General features: G+C 60.7%; 18 protein-coding genes. 11 read left to right on the top strand and 7 right to left on the bottom strand.

The genetic code is table 11. The annotated features are described in order from the left end of the window. Positions 1 to 8 precede the first annotated feature (8 nt). From JY96_RS00155 to JY96_RS00115, 9 genes are all read left to right on the top strand, one after another. Positions 9 to 503: a hypothetical protein gene (locus tag JY96_RS00155; protein ID WP_152606313.1), complete on the top strand. Its 495-nt coding sequence runs from the start codon at positions 9 to 11 to the stop codon at positions 501 to 503. Next, complete coding sequence (gene traW, locus JY96_RS00150; protein ID WP_081960916.1) at positions 500 to 1,150, top strand: type-F conjugative transfer system protein TraW; 651 nt, start codon at positions 500 to 502, stop codon at positions 1,148 to 1,150. Before JY96_RS00155 ends, traW begins: the two co-directional genes overlap by 4 nt. A gap of 77 nt (positions 1,151 to 1,227) precedes the next feature. Next, a complete protein-coding gene (traU, locus tag JY96_RS00145) occupies positions 1,228 to 2,199 on the top strand; it encodes a conjugal transfer pilus assembly protein TraU (RefSeq protein ID WP_052162839.1) in 972 nt (323 codons plus the stop codon). Then, positions 2,186 to 2,956 carry a type-F conjugative transfer system pilin assembly protein TrbC gene (gene trbC, locus JY96_RS00140; protein WP_035033913.1) on the top strand — a complete coding sequence of 257 codons (771 nt, stop codon included), beginning with the start codon at positions 2,186 to 2,188 and terminating at the stop codon, positions 2,954 to 2,956. The genes traU and trbC overlap by 14 nt, the downstream gene beginning before the upstream one ends. 8 nt (positions 2,957 to 2,964) lie before the next feature. Beyond that, complete coding sequence (traN, locus tag JY96_RS00135) at positions 2,965 to 5,289, top strand: type-F conjugative transfer system mating-pair stabilization protein TraN (protein WP_035033911.1); 2,325 nt, start codon at positions 2,965 to 2,967, stop codon at positions 5,287 to 5,289. Positions 5,290 to 5,417: 128 nt separating this feature from the next. After that, positions 5,418 to 5,720 (top strand): hypothetical protein, encoded by a 303-nt coding sequence (locus tag JY96_RS00130; protein WP_152606312.1) that lies wholly within the window; start codon positions 5,418 to 5,420, stop codon positions 5,718 to 5,720. Positions 5,721 to 5,730: 10 nt separating this feature from the next. Next, on the top strand, positions 5,731 to 6,657 hold the full coding sequence (gene traF, locus JY96_RS00125) for a conjugal transfer protein TraF (RefSeq protein ID WP_052161980.1): 927 nt from the start codon (positions 5,731 to 5,733) through the stop codon (positions 6,655 to 6,657). Between the two features lie 9 nt (positions 6,658 to 6,666). After that, on the top strand, positions 6,667 to 8,124 hold the full coding sequence (locus JY96_RS00120; protein ID WP_052161979.1) for a conjugal transfer protein TraH: 1,458 nt from the start codon (positions 6,667 to 6,669) through the stop codon (positions 8,122 to 8,124). 24 nt (positions 8,125 to 8,148) lie between these two features. Continuing rightward, a complete protein-coding gene (locus JY96_RS00115; RefSeq protein WP_035033909.1) occupies positions 8,149 to 10,917 on the top strand; it encodes a conjugal transfer protein TraG N-terminal domain-containing protein in 2,769 nt (922 codons plus the stop codon). Here JY96_RS00115 and JY96_RS00110 read toward each other — a convergent pair whose 3' ends face one another. Then, positions 10,918 to 11,244, bottom strand: a complete 327-nt coding sequence (locus tag JY96_RS00110) for a sulfite exporter TauE/SafE family protein (protein WP_035033904.1) — start codon at positions 11,242 to 11,244, stop codon at positions 10,918 to 10,920. It lies immediately after the preceding gene. A gap of 339 nt (positions 11,245 to 11,583) precedes the next feature. On the opposite strand from JY96_RS00110, the gene JY96_RS00105 reads away from it, so the two are divergent. After that, on the top strand, positions 11,584 to 12,054 hold the full coding sequence (locus JY96_RS00105; protein WP_035033901.1) for a MarR family winged helix-turn-helix transcriptional regulator: 471 nt from the start codon (positions 11,584 to 11,586) through the stop codon (positions 12,052 to 12,054). Positions 12,055 to 12,087: 33 nt separating this feature from the next. Then, positions 12,088 to 12,483, top strand: coding sequence for a DUF1398 domain-containing protein (locus JY96_RS00100; protein ID WP_035033898.1), 396 nt, complete (start codon positions 12,088 to 12,090; stop codon positions 12,481 to 12,483). A gap of 77 nt (positions 12,484 to 12,560) precedes the next feature. On the opposite strand, the gene JY96_RS00095 is transcribed toward JY96_RS00100, so the two are convergent. The 6 genes from JY96_RS00095 to JY96_RS00070 form a co-directional block, all read right to left on the bottom strand. Continuing rightward, positions 12,561 to 13,193 carry a hypothetical protein gene (locus JY96_RS00095; protein WP_035033895.1) on the bottom strand — a complete coding sequence of 211 codons (633 nt, stop codon included), beginning with the start codon at positions 13,191 to 13,193 and terminating at the stop codon, positions 12,561 to 12,563. A 228-nt stretch (positions 13,194 to 13,421) separates the two neighbouring features. Beyond that, positions 13,422 to 14,333: a nucleotidyl transferase AbiEii/AbiGii toxin family protein gene (locus JY96_RS00090; protein ID WP_035033893.1), complete on the bottom strand. Its 912-nt coding sequence runs from the start codon at positions 14,331 to 14,333 to the stop codon at positions 13,422 to 13,424. Then, positions 14,326 to 15,084, bottom strand: a complete 759-nt coding sequence (locus JY96_RS00085; protein WP_035033890.1) for a type IV toxin-antitoxin system AbiEi family antitoxin domain-containing protein — start codon at positions 15,082 to 15,084, stop codon at positions 14,326 to 14,328. Before JY96_RS00085 ends, JY96_RS00090 begins: the two co-directional genes overlap by 8 nt. A 144-nt stretch (positions 15,085 to 15,228) precedes the next feature. Beyond that, positions 15,229 to 16,506, bottom strand: coding sequence for a tyrosine-type recombinase/integrase (locus tag JY96_RS00080; protein WP_035033888.1), 1,278 nt, complete (start codon positions 16,504 to 16,506; stop codon positions 15,229 to 15,231). A gap of 220 nt (positions 16,507 to 16,726) precedes the next feature. Beyond that, on the bottom strand, positions 16,727 to 18,307 hold the full coding sequence (guaA, locus tag JY96_RS00075) for a glutamine-hydrolyzing GMP synthase (protein ID WP_035040518.1): 1,581 nt from the start codon (positions 18,305 to 18,307) through the stop codon (positions 16,727 to 16,729). Positions 18,308 to 18,336: 29 nt separating this feature from the next. After that, positions 18,337 to 19,590 (bottom strand): tetracycline resistance MFS efflux pump, encoded by a 1,254-nt coding sequence (locus tag JY96_RS00070; RefSeq protein WP_035033886.1) that lies wholly within the window; start codon positions 19,588 to 19,590, stop codon positions 18,337 to 18,339. Positions 19,591 to 19,637 lie beyond the last annotated feature (47 nt).

The raw sequence follows: 19,637 nt of genomic DNA, 5'->3' as shown, positions 1-19,637 counted from the left end.
AGCATGACATGCAAGCCTTGCCAAGCCACCTCCAGCGACACCGCCATGGCCGCAATGACGTGCGCCACTCGGCGCCTCGTTTGATCCTGTGCATCTGGTTCGCTGGTTTGGCATCTGCACCCCACGTTCAGGCACAAACCGCGACCAAGAGGCCGCCCCAGCAACTGGCCGAAAGTCGCGCCCACAGCAGCCCAGTCACTCATAGCACCAGCACGCCTGCGTCCACGCCAGACGACGTGCCACTGGAGGACTACCTGGCACTGCTGGCGCAAATCGCGCCAGCCGCGCGCGACGGTGCTCAGGCCTACTTGCGCGCGTTCGCGCAACGCTGCGGGCGCCCCCTCACCGCACTGGAGTTGCGCAAGGCCATTGCCCAGGGCAGCGGTGACCCTGTCCTCATGGGCATGGTCAGCGCCAGCCACCCCAGCCAACTGGCGCAGCGTGACGCCCTGCTAAGCCAACTCTCTCAACGCATCCGTTGCAACGGTCAGGGTCAGCCATGAAACCCAGGGGCCCACATGTGATGGTGATGGCCTGCCTGCTGAGCATGGCATGCGCAGGTGCGGGCTCATGCGCTTGGGGCGTGGACCTGGGCAGCATCGGTCCGACCTACCCGATCAGCGAAGCCAACCTGCTGGACTTCATCACGCAACGCCTGCGAGAAAAGCAAGCCAGTGGTGAACTGGCTCGACTGCAGGAGCAAGCCCGTGAGCGCGGCATTCAGGCCGTGCGCCAGCCACAGCCTGTGGCAGGGCTGCGCACCACACAACAACCGCGCACCTACTACTTCGATCCCAGCTTCACGCTGGATCGCAACATCCTGGATCCCCTGGGGCACCTGATGTTTGCCGCTGGCTCGCGCCACAACCCGCTGGACGTGGTGTCCCTGTCCAGACGCCTGCTGTTCTTCGACGCCCGTGATGCACGGCAGGTAAGGCGCGCGCAGGAGTTGATCCAGCGCTACCGGGGCCAGGTCAAGGCGATCCTGACCGCTGGATCCTATCTGGACCTGATGAAAGCCTGGCGCACGCCGGTTTACTACGACCAGCAAGGCGTGCTGACCCGGCGCCTGGGCATCGCACAGGTGCCCGCCCTGGTCTCTCAGGAAGGCAAGCGACTGCGCGTGGATGAGTTGGAGGTGACGCCATGACCCGGACCACGCCAAACGCCAGATTGCGCCCATCGTGGGATCACATCGCGGCGATCCTGTTGATTTGCTGGCTGGCCATGACCAGCCAGCACAGCCACGCGGCGGGCATTGCCACCTGCACCGGCAAGTTCCCCAACCCCGTCACAGACATCTGCTGGAGCTGCATCCTGCCCATCAGCCTGGGCAGCATCCCCATCGCCAACTTTGGCGGCCAGGAAGACATTGCCAACCCGGGCAGCCCTGTGTGCAGTTGCGGCGTGAACCCGGTCATCGGTTTGTCGATCGGCTTTTGGGAACCGGCTCGCCATGTCGAAGTGGTGCGCAAACCGTTCTGCCTGACCTCACTGGGCGGCATCGATCTGAACCCAGGCCTGCCTGCCCCGGAGGCCGCACGCTTCACCCACGCTGAAGGCGACGGCGATGGCGGCAGCTTCTACCAGGCCCATTTCTATGTGAACCCGATGCTCTATTGGCTGGAGGTCGTGGCCGACTTCCCCTGCCTGGAAAAGGGCGGCTTCGATCTGGCCTACCTCACCGAGGTCGATCCGCTGTGGAACGACGACGAGTTGACCCTGATCCTCAACCCCGATGCGGTGCTGTTCGCCAACCCCATCGCGATTGCCGCTTGCGCCGCCGATTGCGTGGCCGCCTCACTGGGCTTTGGCATCAAGGAACTGTTCTGGTGTGCCGGATGCCAGGGCGGCATTTACCCACTGGATGGCCAGGTGCCCTACCACCTGGGCGGCGTTCGCACAGCCGTTCTGCTGGCCCAGCGCCTGACCGCCAAGATGCACCGCGAGTTGATCGCCTGGGGATGGCATGGCACGCCCGGCCTGTGTGGCCCCTACTTCGAGCCCGTCATGGACAAGACGGCCTACAAGACACAGCTCACCTACCCCATCCCCAACACTGAAAAGGACGGCGGCAGGTGCTGCCAGCCTTTCGGGCGCAGCACGGTGATCTGGGGGGCCGGCAAGGAATACCCCGTGCGCGGCGAAGACTTCGCCTTCATGTTGTTTCGCAAAAGGAACTGCTGTGTCGGCTTCTGACTTCCATCAACCTTCACGCTGGGGCTTCGGTCTTGGCCTGTCCATGCTGCTTGCGCTGAGCGCACAGGCCCAAACCTCGCCGGTCATCACCGATGAAGACATGGCTCGAGCCAGGCGCGCGCAACCCACCATCACGGAGCAGGACATCGAGCGTGCACAGAAAGCGCACGGCGTGCCCAGCGCCGCTGACTTGCAACGTGTGCCCAGCACAGGAGGCCCAAGAATTGACGTGCTGCCACAGCCTCAAGTCAAAGCGCCTGTGGACCTCGAAGCGCTGTCCAAAGCCTACGCCCTGCAGATGAAAGCCGCCCAGCCACCCGGCACCATTCTGAGTGGTGGCCCGATCCTGATGGTGTTCATCAGCCTGTCGATGCCCGAGGCCACCCTCAAGAGACTTGTCAGCCAAGCGGCACGTACCAAGGCATCCCTACTGATCAGAGGCCTGTTCAATGGCTCCCTCCGTGACACCGTCGCCCGAACACAGGCATTGTTGGCGGGTCAGTCGGTGGCCTTCCAGATCGATCCGCAAGCCTTCGAGCGCTACGCCATCACACAGGTGCCCAGTTTTGTGCTGGTGCGTGAGGGCGCTGACAGCACGCCCTGTGGTGATGGTGGCCGAGGCAGTTGTGCGCCTCCCAATGACTATGTCCGCCTGGCCGGAGACGTGAGCCTGGACTACGCTCTGGGACACATCCAGCACCGCACACCCCGCTTCAGCAAGGACGCCGGCGCCTTCATCCAACGGCTCAAGGGTTAGGGATCGTCATGCTGCGCCGAGTCGTCACCTGCTTCACCCTCTGGTGCTTCGTCACGACGCAGACGATGGCCCTGGCTGGGCCACACGAAGAAGGCACCGCCGCTGGTCAAGCGGCCAACCCGGTGATTCGGGGCACGGTCAGCGCCCCCAATGCAACGGCCAATGTGCCGGGATACACCCGCACGCCCGCTGAGGCGGCCTACTACGGCCAACCCAGTCTGTCAGGCCCGGCCAACGCGCGCCTCACCGCCTGCACCAGCACGCCCGATGACCCGGTATGCCAGGCCCAACGCGGCGCGCTCAACTCGGCCAACACGCCACGCACAGCCATTTCGCCTTACGACCCCGCTGTCATGGGTGCACGCGATATCGCAGCCAACCCGTCACTGGCCCTTGGCAGTCTCTCCTCGTATTACAGCGGGTGCGCCACCGCCGACATCACCACGCCAGCAGGCGCGGTCACCAAACAGTGCCAGCGCTACAACGGCGTGGGTAACTACGCCACCCGGCGGGATCTGACGGTGCAAGTCGAACTCGTCCCCAGTTGCACCGCTGGCGACTGGTTTGCGCATGGTCAGGCCAATCGCAATGGTGCCGACTACATGGTGGCCGAGGCCCAGTGCCGCATCCGCACCGACCAGTTGCAGCAATTTCGCTTCTATGCGGCTGGAGGCAATGGGGCCTGCATCGGGTGGCAGAACCTGGAATTGCCCAGCATGCCAGCCACCCAACCTACATTCGTCACCGACCTCTCACCACACTGGGGTGGCCATTGCTGGCGCCCCTTCAAGGTGGTCATGATGCCTGGATCCGGCTGCTCATCTGGCCAGTGCAACTACAACTTCCAGTTCGGCACGCCGGTCTATGCCTGCCCAACCGGCACCGTGCGCGGCGACCAGTTGCAGGCCTACTGGTTCAGCCGCATCCAATCGGCGGGCCCGGCAGATCGCTGCTTCACGCTCACCATGCCCCGCCCCCGCGTGGGCTGTGACAGCGGCCCCTCCGTCGCGATCAGCCGCACAGAGACCCGCTGCGCTCAGGATGCGGGCGCGGCCAGCCTGGTCGGCGCTTCTGGCTGGAGCATCCCCTTGTCCTTCCAGCAGCCCACCATGAACCACATCGAAACCGATGTCTGGGATGACAAGAGTGCCCCACTCGAAGCAGGCGGACGCTGCACCGTCACCACCGCCGACAGGTGCGTGGATGGCCCCGCCACCAAGGTAATCGATGGCCGAGCCGTCACCCGCGCTTGCTGGTCCTACGAGCGCACCCTGTCTTGCACATCCGGCGCCCCCACAGACGAATGCGCCCCCTTGCTGAGCCAAGGCTGCACGCCGGGCAGCAGCACATGCAAGCAAACCAACGCTGCCACAGGCATGTGCGAGGTCTACCAGGACAGCTACACCTGCCCAGCCGCCGCTCAAACGATCACGACAGCCACCAACTGCCCATCCAATGTCTTTTGCCTGGGGGACAGTTGCTTCAATACGAGCTACACGAACGACGCGGACTTTGCCCGCTCCATGTCGATGCTGGAAGCCGCCCGAGAAGCCGGTGTGTACCTGGACACCAAACTGATGCAGGTGTTCAAAGGCGAAAGCAACCACTGCCGAGACCGTCTGTTCAAAGATTGTTGCGACTCGGACAGCGCCGGGGCTGGGATGAGCAACCAGAGCACCTTCGGCGTGGGCTCACGCCTGGTCTACGACGTGCTGATGAACTCCGAGAACCGGGAGTTCATCTACCAGGGCATGTCCGCACTGCTCACCAGCGGTGGCTTCAGCGGCTCCTTCACGAGCTACGGCGTCACCGTGGCCGTCAACGGCACCGCCCTGCCCGCCGGATCGTCGGTGCTCTATGCAGGCGACAGCATGGTGGTCGCGTTCGATCCCTGGTCGCTGGCCATCGCTGTGGTGATCTACATCGTCATGTCCATGATGTCCTGCAATGAAGAAGAGGGCAAGCTGGCCATGAGAGAAGGCGCAGGGCTGTGTCACGCCACGGGCTCGTGGTGCTCATCGTGTCTTCGCGTTCTTGGTGCCTGCGTGTCCTGCCTGGAGCACACCACAGGCAAATGCTGCTTCAACAGCAAGCTCGCCCGGATCGTCAATGAGCAGGGGCGCATGCAGATTGGCAAGGGCTGGGGCAGCGGCCAGAACCCCGACTGCTCAGGCTTCACCATCCCTCAGTTGCAAAGCCTGGACTTCGCGGCGATGGACCTCACCGAGTTCTACGCCTCCATCGTGCCCAACAACCCGAACCTGGGAGCCATCCAAAGCGGCAACAGCGCAAAGGTGCCCAACTGCTACTACGGACAGGGGCGTTGCCAATGACACGGCACCTCATGACACTGATCAAGGTCAATGCCATCACGGCGATGGCGATGGCGATGGCATTTGCATTGAATTGCCAAGCACAAACGCAAACGCCTGAGAAATCGCCCGAACCGTCCGTCGATCGAATGCCCGTCAAAGACGCCAGGGTGCTGATGGTGATGGCACTGCAAGCGCCAGACGGACAGGCACACGGCACCCTGATCGGCGAATCGGCCGACGCCATCAGCCAGCGCTTCAAGGCCAACACCCCCATATCGATCGACGTCACCACCGACAAGCGCTACCACCAGCCTGGTTGCAGCCGCCTGAAGGTGACCTTCTGGCAAGACGGTGTCTGGTTACCTGGCGCCCAGGCCCCTCGCAAACAATCCATCGAGTTCGGGATCAACTACTGCCTCGATGGCATGCCGCCCAAGTCGCTGCAATGAGGAGATCAACATGCCTCGCCCATCTCCGTCCTCTCGCTCAGGTCTTTTCAGACGCCTTGCCAGCGTCGCCCTCCTCGCTTTCGCATGCATCAACTCAGCACCCGAGGCACAGGCACAAGCCTCGTCAAAACCGGACGAGCCCATTGCCGCGCCTTACTGGTCCGATGCATGGCGAGGATGGCACTTCTACGAAGATCCCGAACCCGAGCTACCTGACAACCCTGCGTCTCAACCCAAGACGCCCGCCCTCACGCCGCTCACTTCAGCAGCGCCCCCCATACCGGCCACTCGCCCGGCCAAAGCGCCAGAACTGGTCGAATTCGAGAGGCTGCAAAAGGCGGTCGAGTCCTACCGCAACATCGCGATCATGCGGCCGACCGAGGCCAATGTGCGCCGCTACATGGAACTGGAAGCCAAGGTCGTGGCCCGAGCTTCCTACTTTGCCGACGTCGCCCAGCGCGTCGCCTGGGCCACACCGGAGCTGGACCCCACCGTGCACGGCCGCCCCGTCAACGCCAAGGCGCTTGAGGTGTTCGACCGGGATCAGTTGCTCAGCCGATCCCAATCGATCGCCTCGCTGGGCAAGGACCACGTCCTGTTCTTTTTCTTCCGCAGTGACTGCCCGTACTGCCACGCCTTCGCCCCCACGCTGACGGCCTTCGAGGCGCGCCACGGCATCAAGGTGGTGGCCATCAGCGTGGATGGCGGTCCCATGCCTGGCTTTGCAGATGCCCGGGCCGACAACGGCATCGCCAACACCCTGAAGGTCACCCAGGTGCCAGCCGTGTTCCTGGCCCAGCCCTACACCGGGCAGATCACACCCATTGGCTTTGGTGTGCTGTCTGAATCCGAATTGCTGGAGCGCATCACCACCGTGAGCACACCGGCTGCCCAGGCCATGTTACCCAGCGTGAACAGGCAAGTCCTTCTTCAATAGGAGCAGATCATGATCCAGACACACACGGCGACGGCACCGCTTTGGAGACGAGTAGTCGCCACCCTGATGGCCGCCCTGCTCATCGCGTCGCCGCTGCCATTGCATGCAGGGGACCTCAATGCCGAAGTGAACAACATGTTCAACAACCTGGGTGCCATCGGCAACTACACAGCGCCTGGCGCTTTCCGTGGCCAGACCATGAACACCTACACCGGCGGCAGTCTGTTCATGCGCTCCCCCAACAAGGTGTACCAACTCGCCGCCATCCAGTTCCCAAGCGCCAAGGCTGGATGTGGCGGCATCGACGTGTTCGGCGGTTCGTTCTCTCACATCACCGCCACCGAGTTCAAGAACATGCTCAAGAACATCACCGCAGCCCTGCCGGGCATCGCCTTTCAACTGGCCCTGGAAGCCGTCTCACCACTCCTGGGTGGCTTGAGCAAGTGGGCCAAGGGCTTGGAAACCTGGATCAACAACGCCCGCATCAACTCCTGCGAAACAGCCAAAGCCATCGTCAGCACAGCGGCCGAGGCCACGGGTTACAGCTCGCAGGAGACCTGCGCCGACCTGGCCATCGAGATGGGCATGGAGAGTGACCGGGACGCGGCACGCAGGCGTTGTGCGTCCGACCGGCCCAGCATCCTCGCTTCGGCTCGCACCTCAGGCGATGCCAATGTGCGCAACAAGGCGCCCTTCGTGGGCAACCTGACCTGGAAGGCCCTGAAGTACACCGGCGTCTCCCTGGACGATCAGGAGCGTGAACTGATCATGAGCATGGTGGGCACCGTCATCTACCACCCGGAAGAAGCCGCCCGCGACCCGGAACCCATCGCCGCCACACTCACCTCGATCAGCCAATTGCTTTATGGCCAGAGCGCCGGGGCCGGTGTGAACGTCACCCAGCACCTGCTCAAGTGCAATGACTACGTGAACTGTGATGCCGTGACCCTCAACACCACGTACACGCACACGCCATTCACCGCCAAAGTCGAGACACTGATGCGCTCCATTGCGGACAAGATCGCCACCCGCACCGCCATTCCCAACAATTCGGCTGAGGTCGGCTTCGTCAACCAGACCACCGAGCCGGTCTACAAAATGCTGTCGGTGGGCGCGACCATCCCAGGATCGGGCCTGGCAGACAGCCTCATCGCGCAATACCGTGACGTGATCGCAGCGGACTATGCCTATGTCTTCCTGGAGCGCAATCTGCGCGTCGGCCTGGCTGCGCTCGACAAGGACTATCAACTGCAAAAGACACAGCGCGAACAGGCGGTCCAGATTCGTCAACGCGCCCTGGTCATGCTGCAGCAACTCTCTCAAGAGAAGAACCTCCTGTATCAGAAGGTCGGTTCTTACCGGGCTGTCTCCAGCCACCTGGAACAGTTGGAGCGGCAATTGCGATCCAGCATGCCGCAGCACGTGATGGACATGCTTGGGCAGCAGGCTGCTTACATGGCTCGTTGACCTTCACCGACCACAGGGGATGCCATGTGGGAGATCTATGCCTACCAGAACGCGGACAGCCTGTTCGGCGTCTTCAACGCAGCAGCGGCTATCCACGCCTCTGGCGACTACATGTCGGCCGTTGCCGCCGTGGCGTTCTGCGGCTTCGTGGCCGCCCTGATCGCGTACGCCTTTGCCCCGGAGAAGCTCCAGGGCTGGAAGTGGCTGGGCACGGTATTGCTCGTGTTCTCCATCCTGATCCTGCCCAGGGCCACCGTGGGCATCGTGGACAAGACAGGTGGAGCCCCAGTCAAGGTCGTGGCCAACGTGCCCTTCGGCATGGTCATGCTCGGCAGCATCACCAGCACCATCGGCCACACCCTGACCGGCCTGTTCGAAACCGCCTTCCAGACCATTCCCGGCCCGGGCGCCTTGCCCAGCGAACTCACTTACGAGAAGAATGGCCTGATGTTTGGCAACCGGCTGATCAGGAGCACCAGCAAGGTGACGTTCCAGGATCCCAACTTCCGCACCGACCTGATCAACTTCATCCACAACTGCACGATGTATGACCTGATCGACGGCACGATTAGCCCTGCCGTGTTCTCGACATCCGCAGATGTCTGGCCCCTCATGGCCACGCCCAATCCTGCACGCTTCAGCACGGTCACCAGTGCTGCAGGCATTGATGTGGACACCTGCCCTAACATCTACACCAACCTCAATGGCCGACTGCCTGCTCAGATCAACCAGATTCAGGGCCGCCTGGCCTTCCAGTTGAACCCCACCCTGCCTGGTGCTGCTGCCGCAGCCATCATCGCCAACCAGATTCAGCAGGCGTACATCAAGAACAACATCGCCGATGCGGCCACCACCGCTGCCGACTTGATCCGCCAAAGCGCCATGCTCAATGCGATCAACGACACCAGCACCATCGTCGGGCAGAAGGTCAACGATCCAGCGGCCATGGTGCTGGCCGTTGGCCGGGCACAGGCCGTCGCTCAGCAGAACGCCGCGTGGATCAACAACGGCAAGGTGGCCGAGCAAGCCCTGCCCGTGTTCCGCAACGTCATTGAAGCGCTCACCTACGCATTGTTCCCCTTGATGGTGCTGCTCTTGCTGCTGACCAGCGGGCGCGACACGATGCTGGCCTTCAAAGGCTACGCTGCCATCCTGATCTGGATCCAACTGTGGCCCCCGCTGTACGCGGTGCTGAACTACATGGCGTCCATCTACGCGGCCTACGATCTGGCTGCGGCTTCGGACATCGGCTCGGGCACCAAGGCCCTGTCTTTGCAAACCGCCTCGACGATCTATTCGGGCGCCATCTCAGGTGAGGCTGTTGTGGGCTACCTTGCGATCAGCATTCCTGTCATTGCCTGGGCGGCTTTGAAGAAGATGGAGGGTGTCGGGACCGCCCTGGTGGGTGGTTTGTCTGGACTGCAAAGCATGCTGACTGGCAGCACAGCATCTGCTGCCACCGGTAACATGAACATGGGCAACGTCACCATGGACCAGGCGCAACTGACACCGAACCGAACCTCGGCGTTCATGAGCAGTTGGCAAAACGACCTCAGTGGCAACACCTTTTCGTCGAACAGCCTGACCGGGCGAACTGCCGTCAGCCTGCTGCGCAACCAGGGGTTTGCTTCGCGGGTAGTGTCCATGCGGGTGTCTGAACAGGATGTGTCCGACGCAAGCAGGCAGGTCACTGCGGCACGCAGCGAAGCCTTGGCTGCCAGTTCGGATCGCTCCACCGTACTCACCGAAGCATTGAGCCGTGGACTCAGTTCGATGCGCTCATCGCGAAATAGCAGCGGATCCACCAAAAGCAGCTTTGAACAGTTTGGCGAAACACTGAACAAACTTGATCAGATCACCAAGAGCGTTGCTGACAGCACAGGCATGACACAAACGCAGGTCGCCACCATTGCATTTGGGGCATCAGCGCAACTCGGCTTTAACAACCGTGTGGCTGGTGGAAAATTGAGTGCGCGCGCAGACAAGAGTTATCTGTCTGGCCTATCCGCGCAAGAACAGAAGGTCCTGGGCAGCATGAGTAGCGAGCAGTTGGCTGAATTCAAGCAATTTGGCGATCGCGTTTCAAGAGACGAGAGCTTCAGCAGCCTGGTCTCCAACGACTCCAAGCAGGCCAGAGACATGTCATCTCGACTAGCGTCAACGACATCGCGCTCTGAAAGGGCTGAAGCCAGCCTAGCCGAGAGAACAGCATTCGCCGAAAGGGTGTCAAACGCTTACGAGCGAGGCGAGACGATCTCCATTGATATCGCACAAGATCCCCACAACCTAGCGATGTTCACTCGATATGCCGAGCAGTATGGCGGCGACAGCGCTGCGGCCCACACATTGATGGAAGCAGAATTGGCCAGACAGTCTCTCCGTCCCAATCGGACGTTTTCTGATGGCACCGCATTGCCTGCTTCATTTCCTGATCTGGACAGGCAACACGCTCAGGAGCGCCGCGATGCGCGGCTAACTCCTGACATCAATGCACATAGGCAGAACAACGAACAACAGGTTCTCAGAGCCCCAAAAGGGCTGCCAGGCAAACAGCAACCCACCGCCCCAACCGCCACAAGAGAGGAAGTACAAACGCAAGGGGCACGGATTAAAGGCCAAGTCGATGCGAGCCGCTCAGAATTCGACACCAAATCCGAGCTCATTAGAGCTGAAGATGGAACACTGTCATCCACACGCTCTCTGCTCAAGCAATCGAGCAAACAAGTTGCCAAAGACGCGGGAGCATCTGTCGACAATGTCAAAGACGCTATAAAAGATCTGCTGAAGAAGTGATCATCCCAACTTATCGGGATCGAACATGTGCATGTCCGGCTCAGCGTCAGTCGGCTTCATCAATGGCGGATACCCCTTGTCGCGCCAATAGTTCGCACTCAGGTCTTTTGCTGACGTGCTCGTCCCAGGCAAGTCAGACTCGTTGTCATCTGTGTCTTCATGTCGCACTTGCTTTCCCCAACCGGCGAAGGCTGCGCCCAGCGGCGCACCAAAGAGCGCGCCAATACTCATCATGACGACCCGTGTTGCCCAGTCGTCTTTTGCTGAGGCTAGCAATCCAACCAGCGCGCCTAACGCAACAAAGCCGATGAAAAGCAGTTTTCGCATGTGGGCACCTCGTGCCTATCAGCCTATAACCACTCATGTACGCCTGCAACCCCCTTGGCTCTTGATCGGCGAGTGCGGATGGTCGTCAACGACTCCACGTACCGCCTTTCCAATCGCCAATGCCAAGTCTCCATGCCTTCAATTTTGGCTGAACGCTACTCGTTGCCACTCCTGACGGCAGCGATGGAAGAACCGATACAGCGGAGACACCCATTCACCCTGCCATGACACTTGGTTGCACTGAGTTGCGGGGGGTTACTAGGCCCAATAATAGATCGCCAACGCCTTGACATTGGTTTCCAAGGAAACTACATTGCAAATAGTTTCCCTGGAAACCTAATGACCAGACACAAAAAGCAATCCACACCTTCGCCGCTGGAAGCCCACTTGGGCTTCTGGTTGCGCTTTGTCTCCAACCACGTGTCCCTCCGCTTCCAGCAGACTTTGGAAGCAGAGGGCGTCACCGTCACCGAATGGGTGGCGTTGCGCACGCTCTGGTCGCAAGACGAAACAACCTACGCCGCGCTGATCCAGGCCCTGGGCACTACCAAGGGAGCGGCTTCCAAGGTGCTGTCGCGTCTGGAAGAAAAAGGCCTGGCTGGACGGCAACTGGCCGATGGCAGTGCCCGCGAGCAAAGCCTGGGACTCACAACCAAAGGCAAGGCGCTCGTGCCGCTACTGGCCGCGCTGGCCGATGCAAACGACGCCCACTTCTTTGGCCATCTGTCCCCCGCAGAGCGCCTGGCGCTGACGCAGACCATGCGAGCCCTGGTGCAACACCACCAACTCAAAGGCATCCCCACCGCCTGATCCAACAGTCATTACTTCACCTAAACACAAACCATGAACGAAACCACCCGTGCCGCGGTCCAGTCCACCTTTGAAGCCTCCAACCAAGGCGCCATCCACTTCGGCCAGGTGATAGGCCAACTTGTCAGTGCTGGAGTGGAGTCCTACCACGTGGACTACCGTTCCGGCCGCACGACCTATTACCTGCCCGACGGTAGCACCGCCGATTTCAGTTTCGAGCGCCCGCAACACAACATTGCCGATGCTTTTGACGGCGACGCCGTGCGCGCTGTCATTTTGGGTGCGCAGCAGGGTCGCGTGATGTACCCCGAGTTCAAGAAGCTGTCTCAGCGAGCGGGTTGTGTGGCCTACACGGTCTGGATTGCAGGCCGCCATGTGGTCTACGTCGGGCGCAGGGGTGAGGCGCACATTGAGCGCTTCCCGGACTAACCCTCTCCACCCCATTGAATACAAATAAAGAATCAAGGCTTCGCTCGTCAACGACTACCGCAAGCAGGTAGCCGAAGTCATTGCGGGCATGGAGAAACTGAGACATTCAGCCAACCTTTGGTGCGCTTGCGTGTGGCCACTGAGCCAAACTTCGAGAGCGCGCGTTTGAGCCTGCGAGGGTCAAACGATGGCAGCTTGGTCTGTGCTCGCCGCAGGACTGCATCACGGTCTTCGGCCAACTGCTCAAGGTTGTTGAGCAGATCGACAAACAAAAACTCCGGCGTGAGCTTTTTGGGGAAACGTGGTTTCACCCGGAAATCGAACTGCCGATTACCGAGCTTGAACACGCCATGTCGCTTGTGGTTGTAGACCAGCGTGCAGTTGTAAAGCTGCGTTGTACCCAGGCCCACTGCGTTGTATGCCGAAGGCGAGAAAACAAGAAATTCGGTATCGCGCAGGAAATTGCCAACCACTTCAGCATCCTCGGGTGGCACGGGCCCATGACTGGACACCCTCGGCACGTAGTACATCCCCTGCGCCAGTTTCTTCACACGACCATCTTTGACCAATTCACGCAGGTGACGGTCTACCGCCGTGCTCATTTCAGCCAACGCCTCCCGCCGGTACACCCGCCCAGGACGCAGCGAGGCAGCCAGACGCTCAGCAGCGCCACTCACCTGTTTCTTGGAAACCTCCGAAACAGCAGTCATGACTGAGTTCTCATTGAAATTGCATGCAATCTTGGGGCCAAACTCGGGGCTTCGCAAGTTCAGTTTCTTTTGCCTGCCTCACACATCCCACCGCCCAGCAGCACAATGGCCTAAACCGATCAGGTTGAGTTGTGTGTCATCAATGCGTGTTCTATGAGACGTTCATCGCAAAGAATGAAGCATTCCGGCAGCAAAGCCAAATGCATGTCCGCGCCAACAACCAAGCCATCACAACAATTCGGCCAATTTTTTGGCCTGGCTTTCAAAGTCTTCAGGACGCCGCTCCTTGAACGTCTGAAGGTTTGCCAGCTTCCAACGGAGGGCCGGCAGTTCTGCCGCATGCGGACAGGCCAACAATGACCAGTCGGGTTGCACTTGTGCCAGGCCGCTCAAAAACTGCCTTTGCGCGGCAGTCAAGCGCTGAGGCAACTCTCTGCGCAATCGGTCTCTGGCAGCCAAAAGTGTTTCCAGGCTGACTGGCTCCGTGGTCATGCCAACGAAGTTGTTGTGGTACTCCGCCTCAATGTCTTTCTCATTCCCGAACAACACCTCATGCGTTGGTCGATTGTGCCCGGCCAGGTACGTCACAAAGCATTCAACCGCTGCATCCGTGAACCCGCCTGACTCGAACATTTGCCACACGTCAAACAAGTCCCGTGGATGCTGACGATCCATGGCTGCCACCAACTTGCTGCCATAGAGTTCCGCCGTCGCCAACACAGGCAGGGTCAATTCCGCACTGAACATGTCAGCGGTCTTGGGCATCAGGGGGCGCTTCTCAACCGGCAACACTGAGCCTCGGAACACCACGTTGACCTCGACCTTCACCTGACTTTCGTCGTTCTCGATCAGGAGCTTGGTCTCAGCAAGGTCTTTGCTCCGCACCTTGCGTGCGTTCAGTCCCAATTTGGTCGCCCTCGCCGCAATGGCCTCTATCTCGGTCGCGATTTCGGTGAGGGCTTGCTCTCGCGTAGTGGCCCATGGTGTGTAGACGACGTCGATGTCAACAGAGAGGCGTGGCATGTCCATCACGAAGAGGTTGATGGCTGTGCCGCCCTTCATCGCAAAGATGTCGTTGGCAAATACATCGGGTGCTACCTTCAGGAGGAGGCGCACAGTGTCCGCGTAGACCTTATCCATGAGGTTTGAGTGTCAACAAACTGCCGTCCTTCATGCGAGACATCCAGCGCTTGTCGCTCCCAACTGGCAGCGTGTAGCGTTGCAAGAATTCGTCCACATCCACCAGTCCCGTTTCGCGAGACCACGCAAGGAACAGGCGCACAGTTTTGACACTGGTACAGCACGCCAACAAGTGACCCAACATGTCTTTGCGCAAGTTCCGCACGCCGTCAAACAGGTTGCGCGCCTCTTCCAGACTCTGACGCGTACCGACGTCATAGAGCATTTCCAACAGCGCGCGCTCAGGCGCCGACACCAGCAAGCCAGGTGGCAGTCCTGGTGGCGTGGTGATGCTTTTCTTAGCCAAGCCCTCGTCCGCCCACTCAAACAACCGCGCCGAGGCATACCGTGCCGGAAATCGGGAGGTGAACCAGTCTGGCACGGCGAAACGCACATCCCCCCACAGCACCCACTGCTCTCGTGTCGAGAGGTTGTGCCTGACCCCTTGCAGAGCCAGCGCCGTCTTGCCGCCCACATGCAGGCCTGTCACCCTGCTCTGCAGCAGTTTGATCGAACCATGCACGTTCACGTCATCGCCCGGGAAGGCATAGACGCCCTGCGCAAGCCGCAGCAGCCACCCGCTTTCAACGTAGTGGGCAGCCAATGTGGGTGAGATGCCCAGACGCTCCAACTCGGCCAGCCCGAAGGGCGCGCCACGGGGCATGTCCGACTGAAGCCGCCTGAGCAAAGAGTGTCTTGAATTTCCAGCCATGCAATAAAAATATCACAAATTCCAATCAATCGAAAACTATTGATTGAATCTGACGCCAAAAATCAAACAAGGTTTAACTTTTCCCACAATATCAATGCAGTGCGAATACCAACAACATCCGCCCTCCCGCCAATCCATCGCACATCAGGCAACCGCTCTCAAAGCAACAGGCGTCGCCTTGCTACCTCTGATCCAGCCGTCCACCATCTCGGCCCAGCTTTGCAACATGGCCCGGCGCTGCTCGGCGTATTCCGCCTTGTTGTAGACGGCACGCACGCCTTTTTGCTCGTGAGCCAGGCACTTCTCGATCCAGTCAGTGTTGAAGCCAGCCTCGTGCAGCAGTGTTGATGCCGTCCTGCGCAGGTCATGCACGCAGAAGTGAGGGAGGTCCATTCCGTCCTTCTGGGCCTTTTCCACCGCCGCCGTGATCACGCGGTTGAGCGTTGCTTCGCTCATCGGCTTGTCGGTCTCATACCGACCGGGGAGCAAATATGGGCTGCTTCCAGCACAGGTTTTGAGGCCAACCAGCAGATCGAGTGCCTGACTGCTGAGATAGACCACATGCGCCCGCCTAGCCTTCATCCGCTCCGGCGGAATCGTCCAGGTGGCCGCATCAAAGTCCACCTCTTTCCAGGTCGCCAGCAACAACTCGCCTTTGCGGCACATGGTCAGCAAGATGAACTTCACCGCCAGCTTAAGCGTGGGCAAGGTGCCGATGGTGTCCAGCACCGAAAAGAACTGGTGAATCTCCCCAGGCGTCAATGCGCGCTCCCTGGGCTTGAAGGTGGCAATGGCCGAAGCCTTCACCGCTTCAGCGGGATTCTCGATCTTGAGCCCCCTGGACATGGCGTGCCGGTACACCTGCTGGATGACCTCGCGTACATGAACTGCCGTGGCCGGAGCGCCGCGCTCCTTGATCTTTTCGCACAGCGCGAGCACCTGGCTGGATGTGATCTCTTCCAGTTTGCGTTTGCCGAACTTGGGCAGCACATCGCGATCCAGGATGCTCTTGCGCATCGCCGCCGTGCTGTCCGCCAGGCCGCCGTTTCGCAACCAGATGTCTGCAAAGAACTCGAAGGTGCCTGACTCTTGGCATTCCTTCTTGGCTTCAGATTTCACACGCGCTGGCGACTCCCCTCGGCTGACCATGTTCTTCGCTCTGGCCAGCAGATCGCGCGCGTCAGCCAGCGAAAGCGGATCTCCGTACTTGATGTCCTCGGGAGGGCGTTTGGGCTGCGACGCCTGGAACTCATCGTACTGCCCCAGTGTGAGCGTCTCCCGACGCCCCGCGAGCCGGTAGTCATAGCGAAACGTCAGCGTTCCTTTGAGGGAGACGACGACGTACATCCCATCACGGTCCACCACCTTGTAGACCTTGTCCGTGGGCTTGAGGTTCTTGAGTTTGGTGTCTGTCAGTGCCATTGGGTAACCCCTCTCTTACCTTGCATCGCTTACCGTCAGAGCATCAAGACGGTAAGCAATCAAAGATCAATTGACTCAGAAAATCAACCGTCTTCCGTGCCGACAAAAACCTCGGGATGTCATGAAACCTCATGGGACGTCAAAAACAAAAAAGCCCTTGAAGATCAAGGGCTTAAATGCATTCATGAGACGTTCTGGGACGGTATGAACCGTCTTCAAATCATTCCCACTCGATGGTGGCAGGCGGCTTGCTCGACACGTCGTAAGCCACGCGGTTGATGCCGCGCACTTCATTGATGATGCGGCTCGACACCTTCTTGAGCAGCGCGTAAGGCAGCTCGGCCGAGTCGGCGGTCATGAAGTCGCTGGTTTCCACGGCACGCAGCGACACCACGTATTCATAGGTACGGCCGTCACCCATCACGCCCACGCTCTTGACGGGCAGGAAGACGGTGAAGGCTTGCGACGTGAGGTCGTACCAGCTCTTGCCCGTTTCGGGGTCGATGGTCTTGCGCAGCTCTTCGATGAAGATGTGGTCGGCGCGTTGCAGCAGCGACACGTATTCGGGCTTGACCTCGCCCAGCACGCGCACCCCCAGGCCAGGACCCGGGAAGGGGTGGCGGTAGACCATGTCGGCGGGCAGGCCCAGGGCCACGCCCAGCTCGCGCACTTCGTCCTTGAACAGTTCGCGCAGCGGCTCCAGCAACTTCAGGCCAAGCGTTTCAGGCAGGCCGCCCACATTGTGGTGGCTCTTGATGGTGGCCTTCTTGGACTTGGTGCCGCCGGACTCGACCACGTCGGGATAGATCGTGCCTTGGGCCAGCCACTTGGCGTTGGTCAACTTGGCCGCTTCGGCCTGGAAGACTTCGACGAACTCGCGGCCAATGATCTTGCGCTTTTGCTCGGGGTCGGTCACACCCTTGAGGTGACCCATGAACTGGTCTTGTGCCTGCACGTGCACGACCTTGGCATGCAGGCGGCCAGCGAACATGTCCATCACCATCTGGCCTTCATTGAGGCGCAGCAGGCCGTGGTCCACGAACACGCACGTCAGTTGATCCCCGATGGCGCGGTGGATCAGCGCAGCGGCCACGGACGAGTCCACACCGCCCGACAGGCCCAGGATCACTTCTTCAGTGCCCACCTGTTCACGGATCTTGGCAACGGCTTCTTCGATGTAGTTGCCCATGATCCAGTCGCCCTTGCAACCGCTGATCTCGCGCACGAAGCGCGTCAACATCGCATGGCCCTGCACGGTGTGCGTGACCTCGGGGTGGAACTGAACGGCGTAGTAGCCCTTCTCTTCATTGGCCATGCCGGCGATCGGGCAGCTGGGCGTCGAGGCCATCAGCTTGAAGCCTTCGGGCAGCACGGTGACCTTGTCGCCGTGGCTCATCCAGACCTTGAGCATGCCGTGGCCTTCGGTCGTGGCGAAATCCTGCACGCCATCGAGCAGCTTGGTGTGGCCGTGGGCGCGCACCTCGGCGTAGCCGAACTCGCGGTGGTCGCTCCATTCGACCTTGCCACCCAGTTGCACGGCCATGGTCTGCATGCCATAGCAGATGCCCAGCACGGGCACGCCCAGATCCCACACGGCTTGCGGTGCGCGCAGTTGGTGGTCTTCGTAGGTGGAGGCGTGGCTGCCCGACAGGATGATGCCCTTGGGCGCAAACGAACGGATGAACTCATCACTCACGTCACTGGGGTGGATCTCGCAGTAGACGTGGGCTTCGCGAACGCGTCGGCCGATCAGCTGGGTGACCTGGGAGCCGAAGTCGAGGATGAGGATCTTGTCGTGCATCATGTTGGGATCTCTTGGAGCAATCTGGTTCAGGCGTTCACACCGCGCGTGGCGGGGGACTCATGGGCATGCTCGGCCTTGCTGAAGTAGCGCAGGCCAATGGTGGCGGCCACGGCCTGGATGGCGCCACACAGGTAGAACGGGGCCCCCACGCGCCAGTCGCCATGGGGGTAGTGGGACACAGCCGCGAGCAAAGGCGTGCCCATCAAAGGGCCCAGCACCGCGGCCACGCTGTTGATCGATGACACGGCGCCCATGCTTTCGCCCTGGCGGGTAGGGTCCACCGCGTTGGCGACCAGGCTTTGCAGGCCCGGCTGGACCATGTAGCCAAACACATTGGCCACGATGACCACGTACATCATCCAGCCTTCAGGCACGGCCCCCCAGGCCACAAAGGCGATGGTGGACGACACCAGGCCGATGCGCACCAGCTTGTGCGTGGGGATGACCTTCTGGATCTGGCGCAGCAAACCGCCTTGCACCAGCACGGCCATCATGCCGACGGCGAACAGCGACATGCCGTTGTCCTTGGGCGTCCAGCCGAATTTGAACTCGTTGTAGAGGAACCAGCTGGTGTGCAGGCAGAACTGCGCCAGGATGGACAGGCCCATCACCCACATCAGGGTCTCGACCCCTTTGAGTTCACGCAAGCGAGCCAAAGAGCTGAAGGGGTTGACGCGTGTGATCTGGAACTCGCGACGCTTATCTTGCGCCAGCGATTCAGGGAGCACGAAGTAACCGTACAGGCAGTTCAGCAGGCAGAGCGTGCCCGAGAGGAAGAACGGCCAGTGCACATTGTGGTCGCCCAACACGCCGCCCATCACGGGGCCGAGGATGAAGCCCAGGCCGAACATGGCGCCCAGCATGCCGTAGTTCTTGGCGCGGTCCTTGGGCTGCGTGATGTCAGCCACATAGGCATTGGCCACGGCGATGTTGGCGCACACGGCACCCCCCATCACCCGTACCGCCAACAGCATCCAGAACTGGGTGGCCAGCGCGGTGACGAAGAAGTTGACGCCCATGCCGAACAAGCCCAGCAGCAGCACGGGGCGGCGGCCGTACTTGTCGGACAGTGCCCCCAGCACCGGCGCGCTGAAGAACTGCGCAATGGCAAACGCGGCCTGAGCCGCGCCGTAACCAATGGAGGTGCCCGCCCCCGAGTCCATGAAGGTCCCGATGAGTTTGGGCAACACGGGCGCGATGATGCCGATCGACATCATGTCGAGCAGCACCGTCACCATGATGAAAGGCATGGCCGCCTGGCGGCCGCTTTGAGAACCCATCGCAATCCTGTGGTGGTTCGGTGAGGCGGCCACCAAGGGCCTGCACC

Origin of the sequence: Aquabacterium sp. NJ1 (assembly GCF_000768065.1) — a bacterium.
GTDB lineage: Bacteria > Pseudomonadota > Gammaproteobacteria > Burkholderiales > Burkholderiaceae_C > Aquabacterium.
The sequence above is the reverse complement of the archived record's forward strand: the minus strand, read 5'-3'. Positions and strand labels throughout refer to the sequence as shown.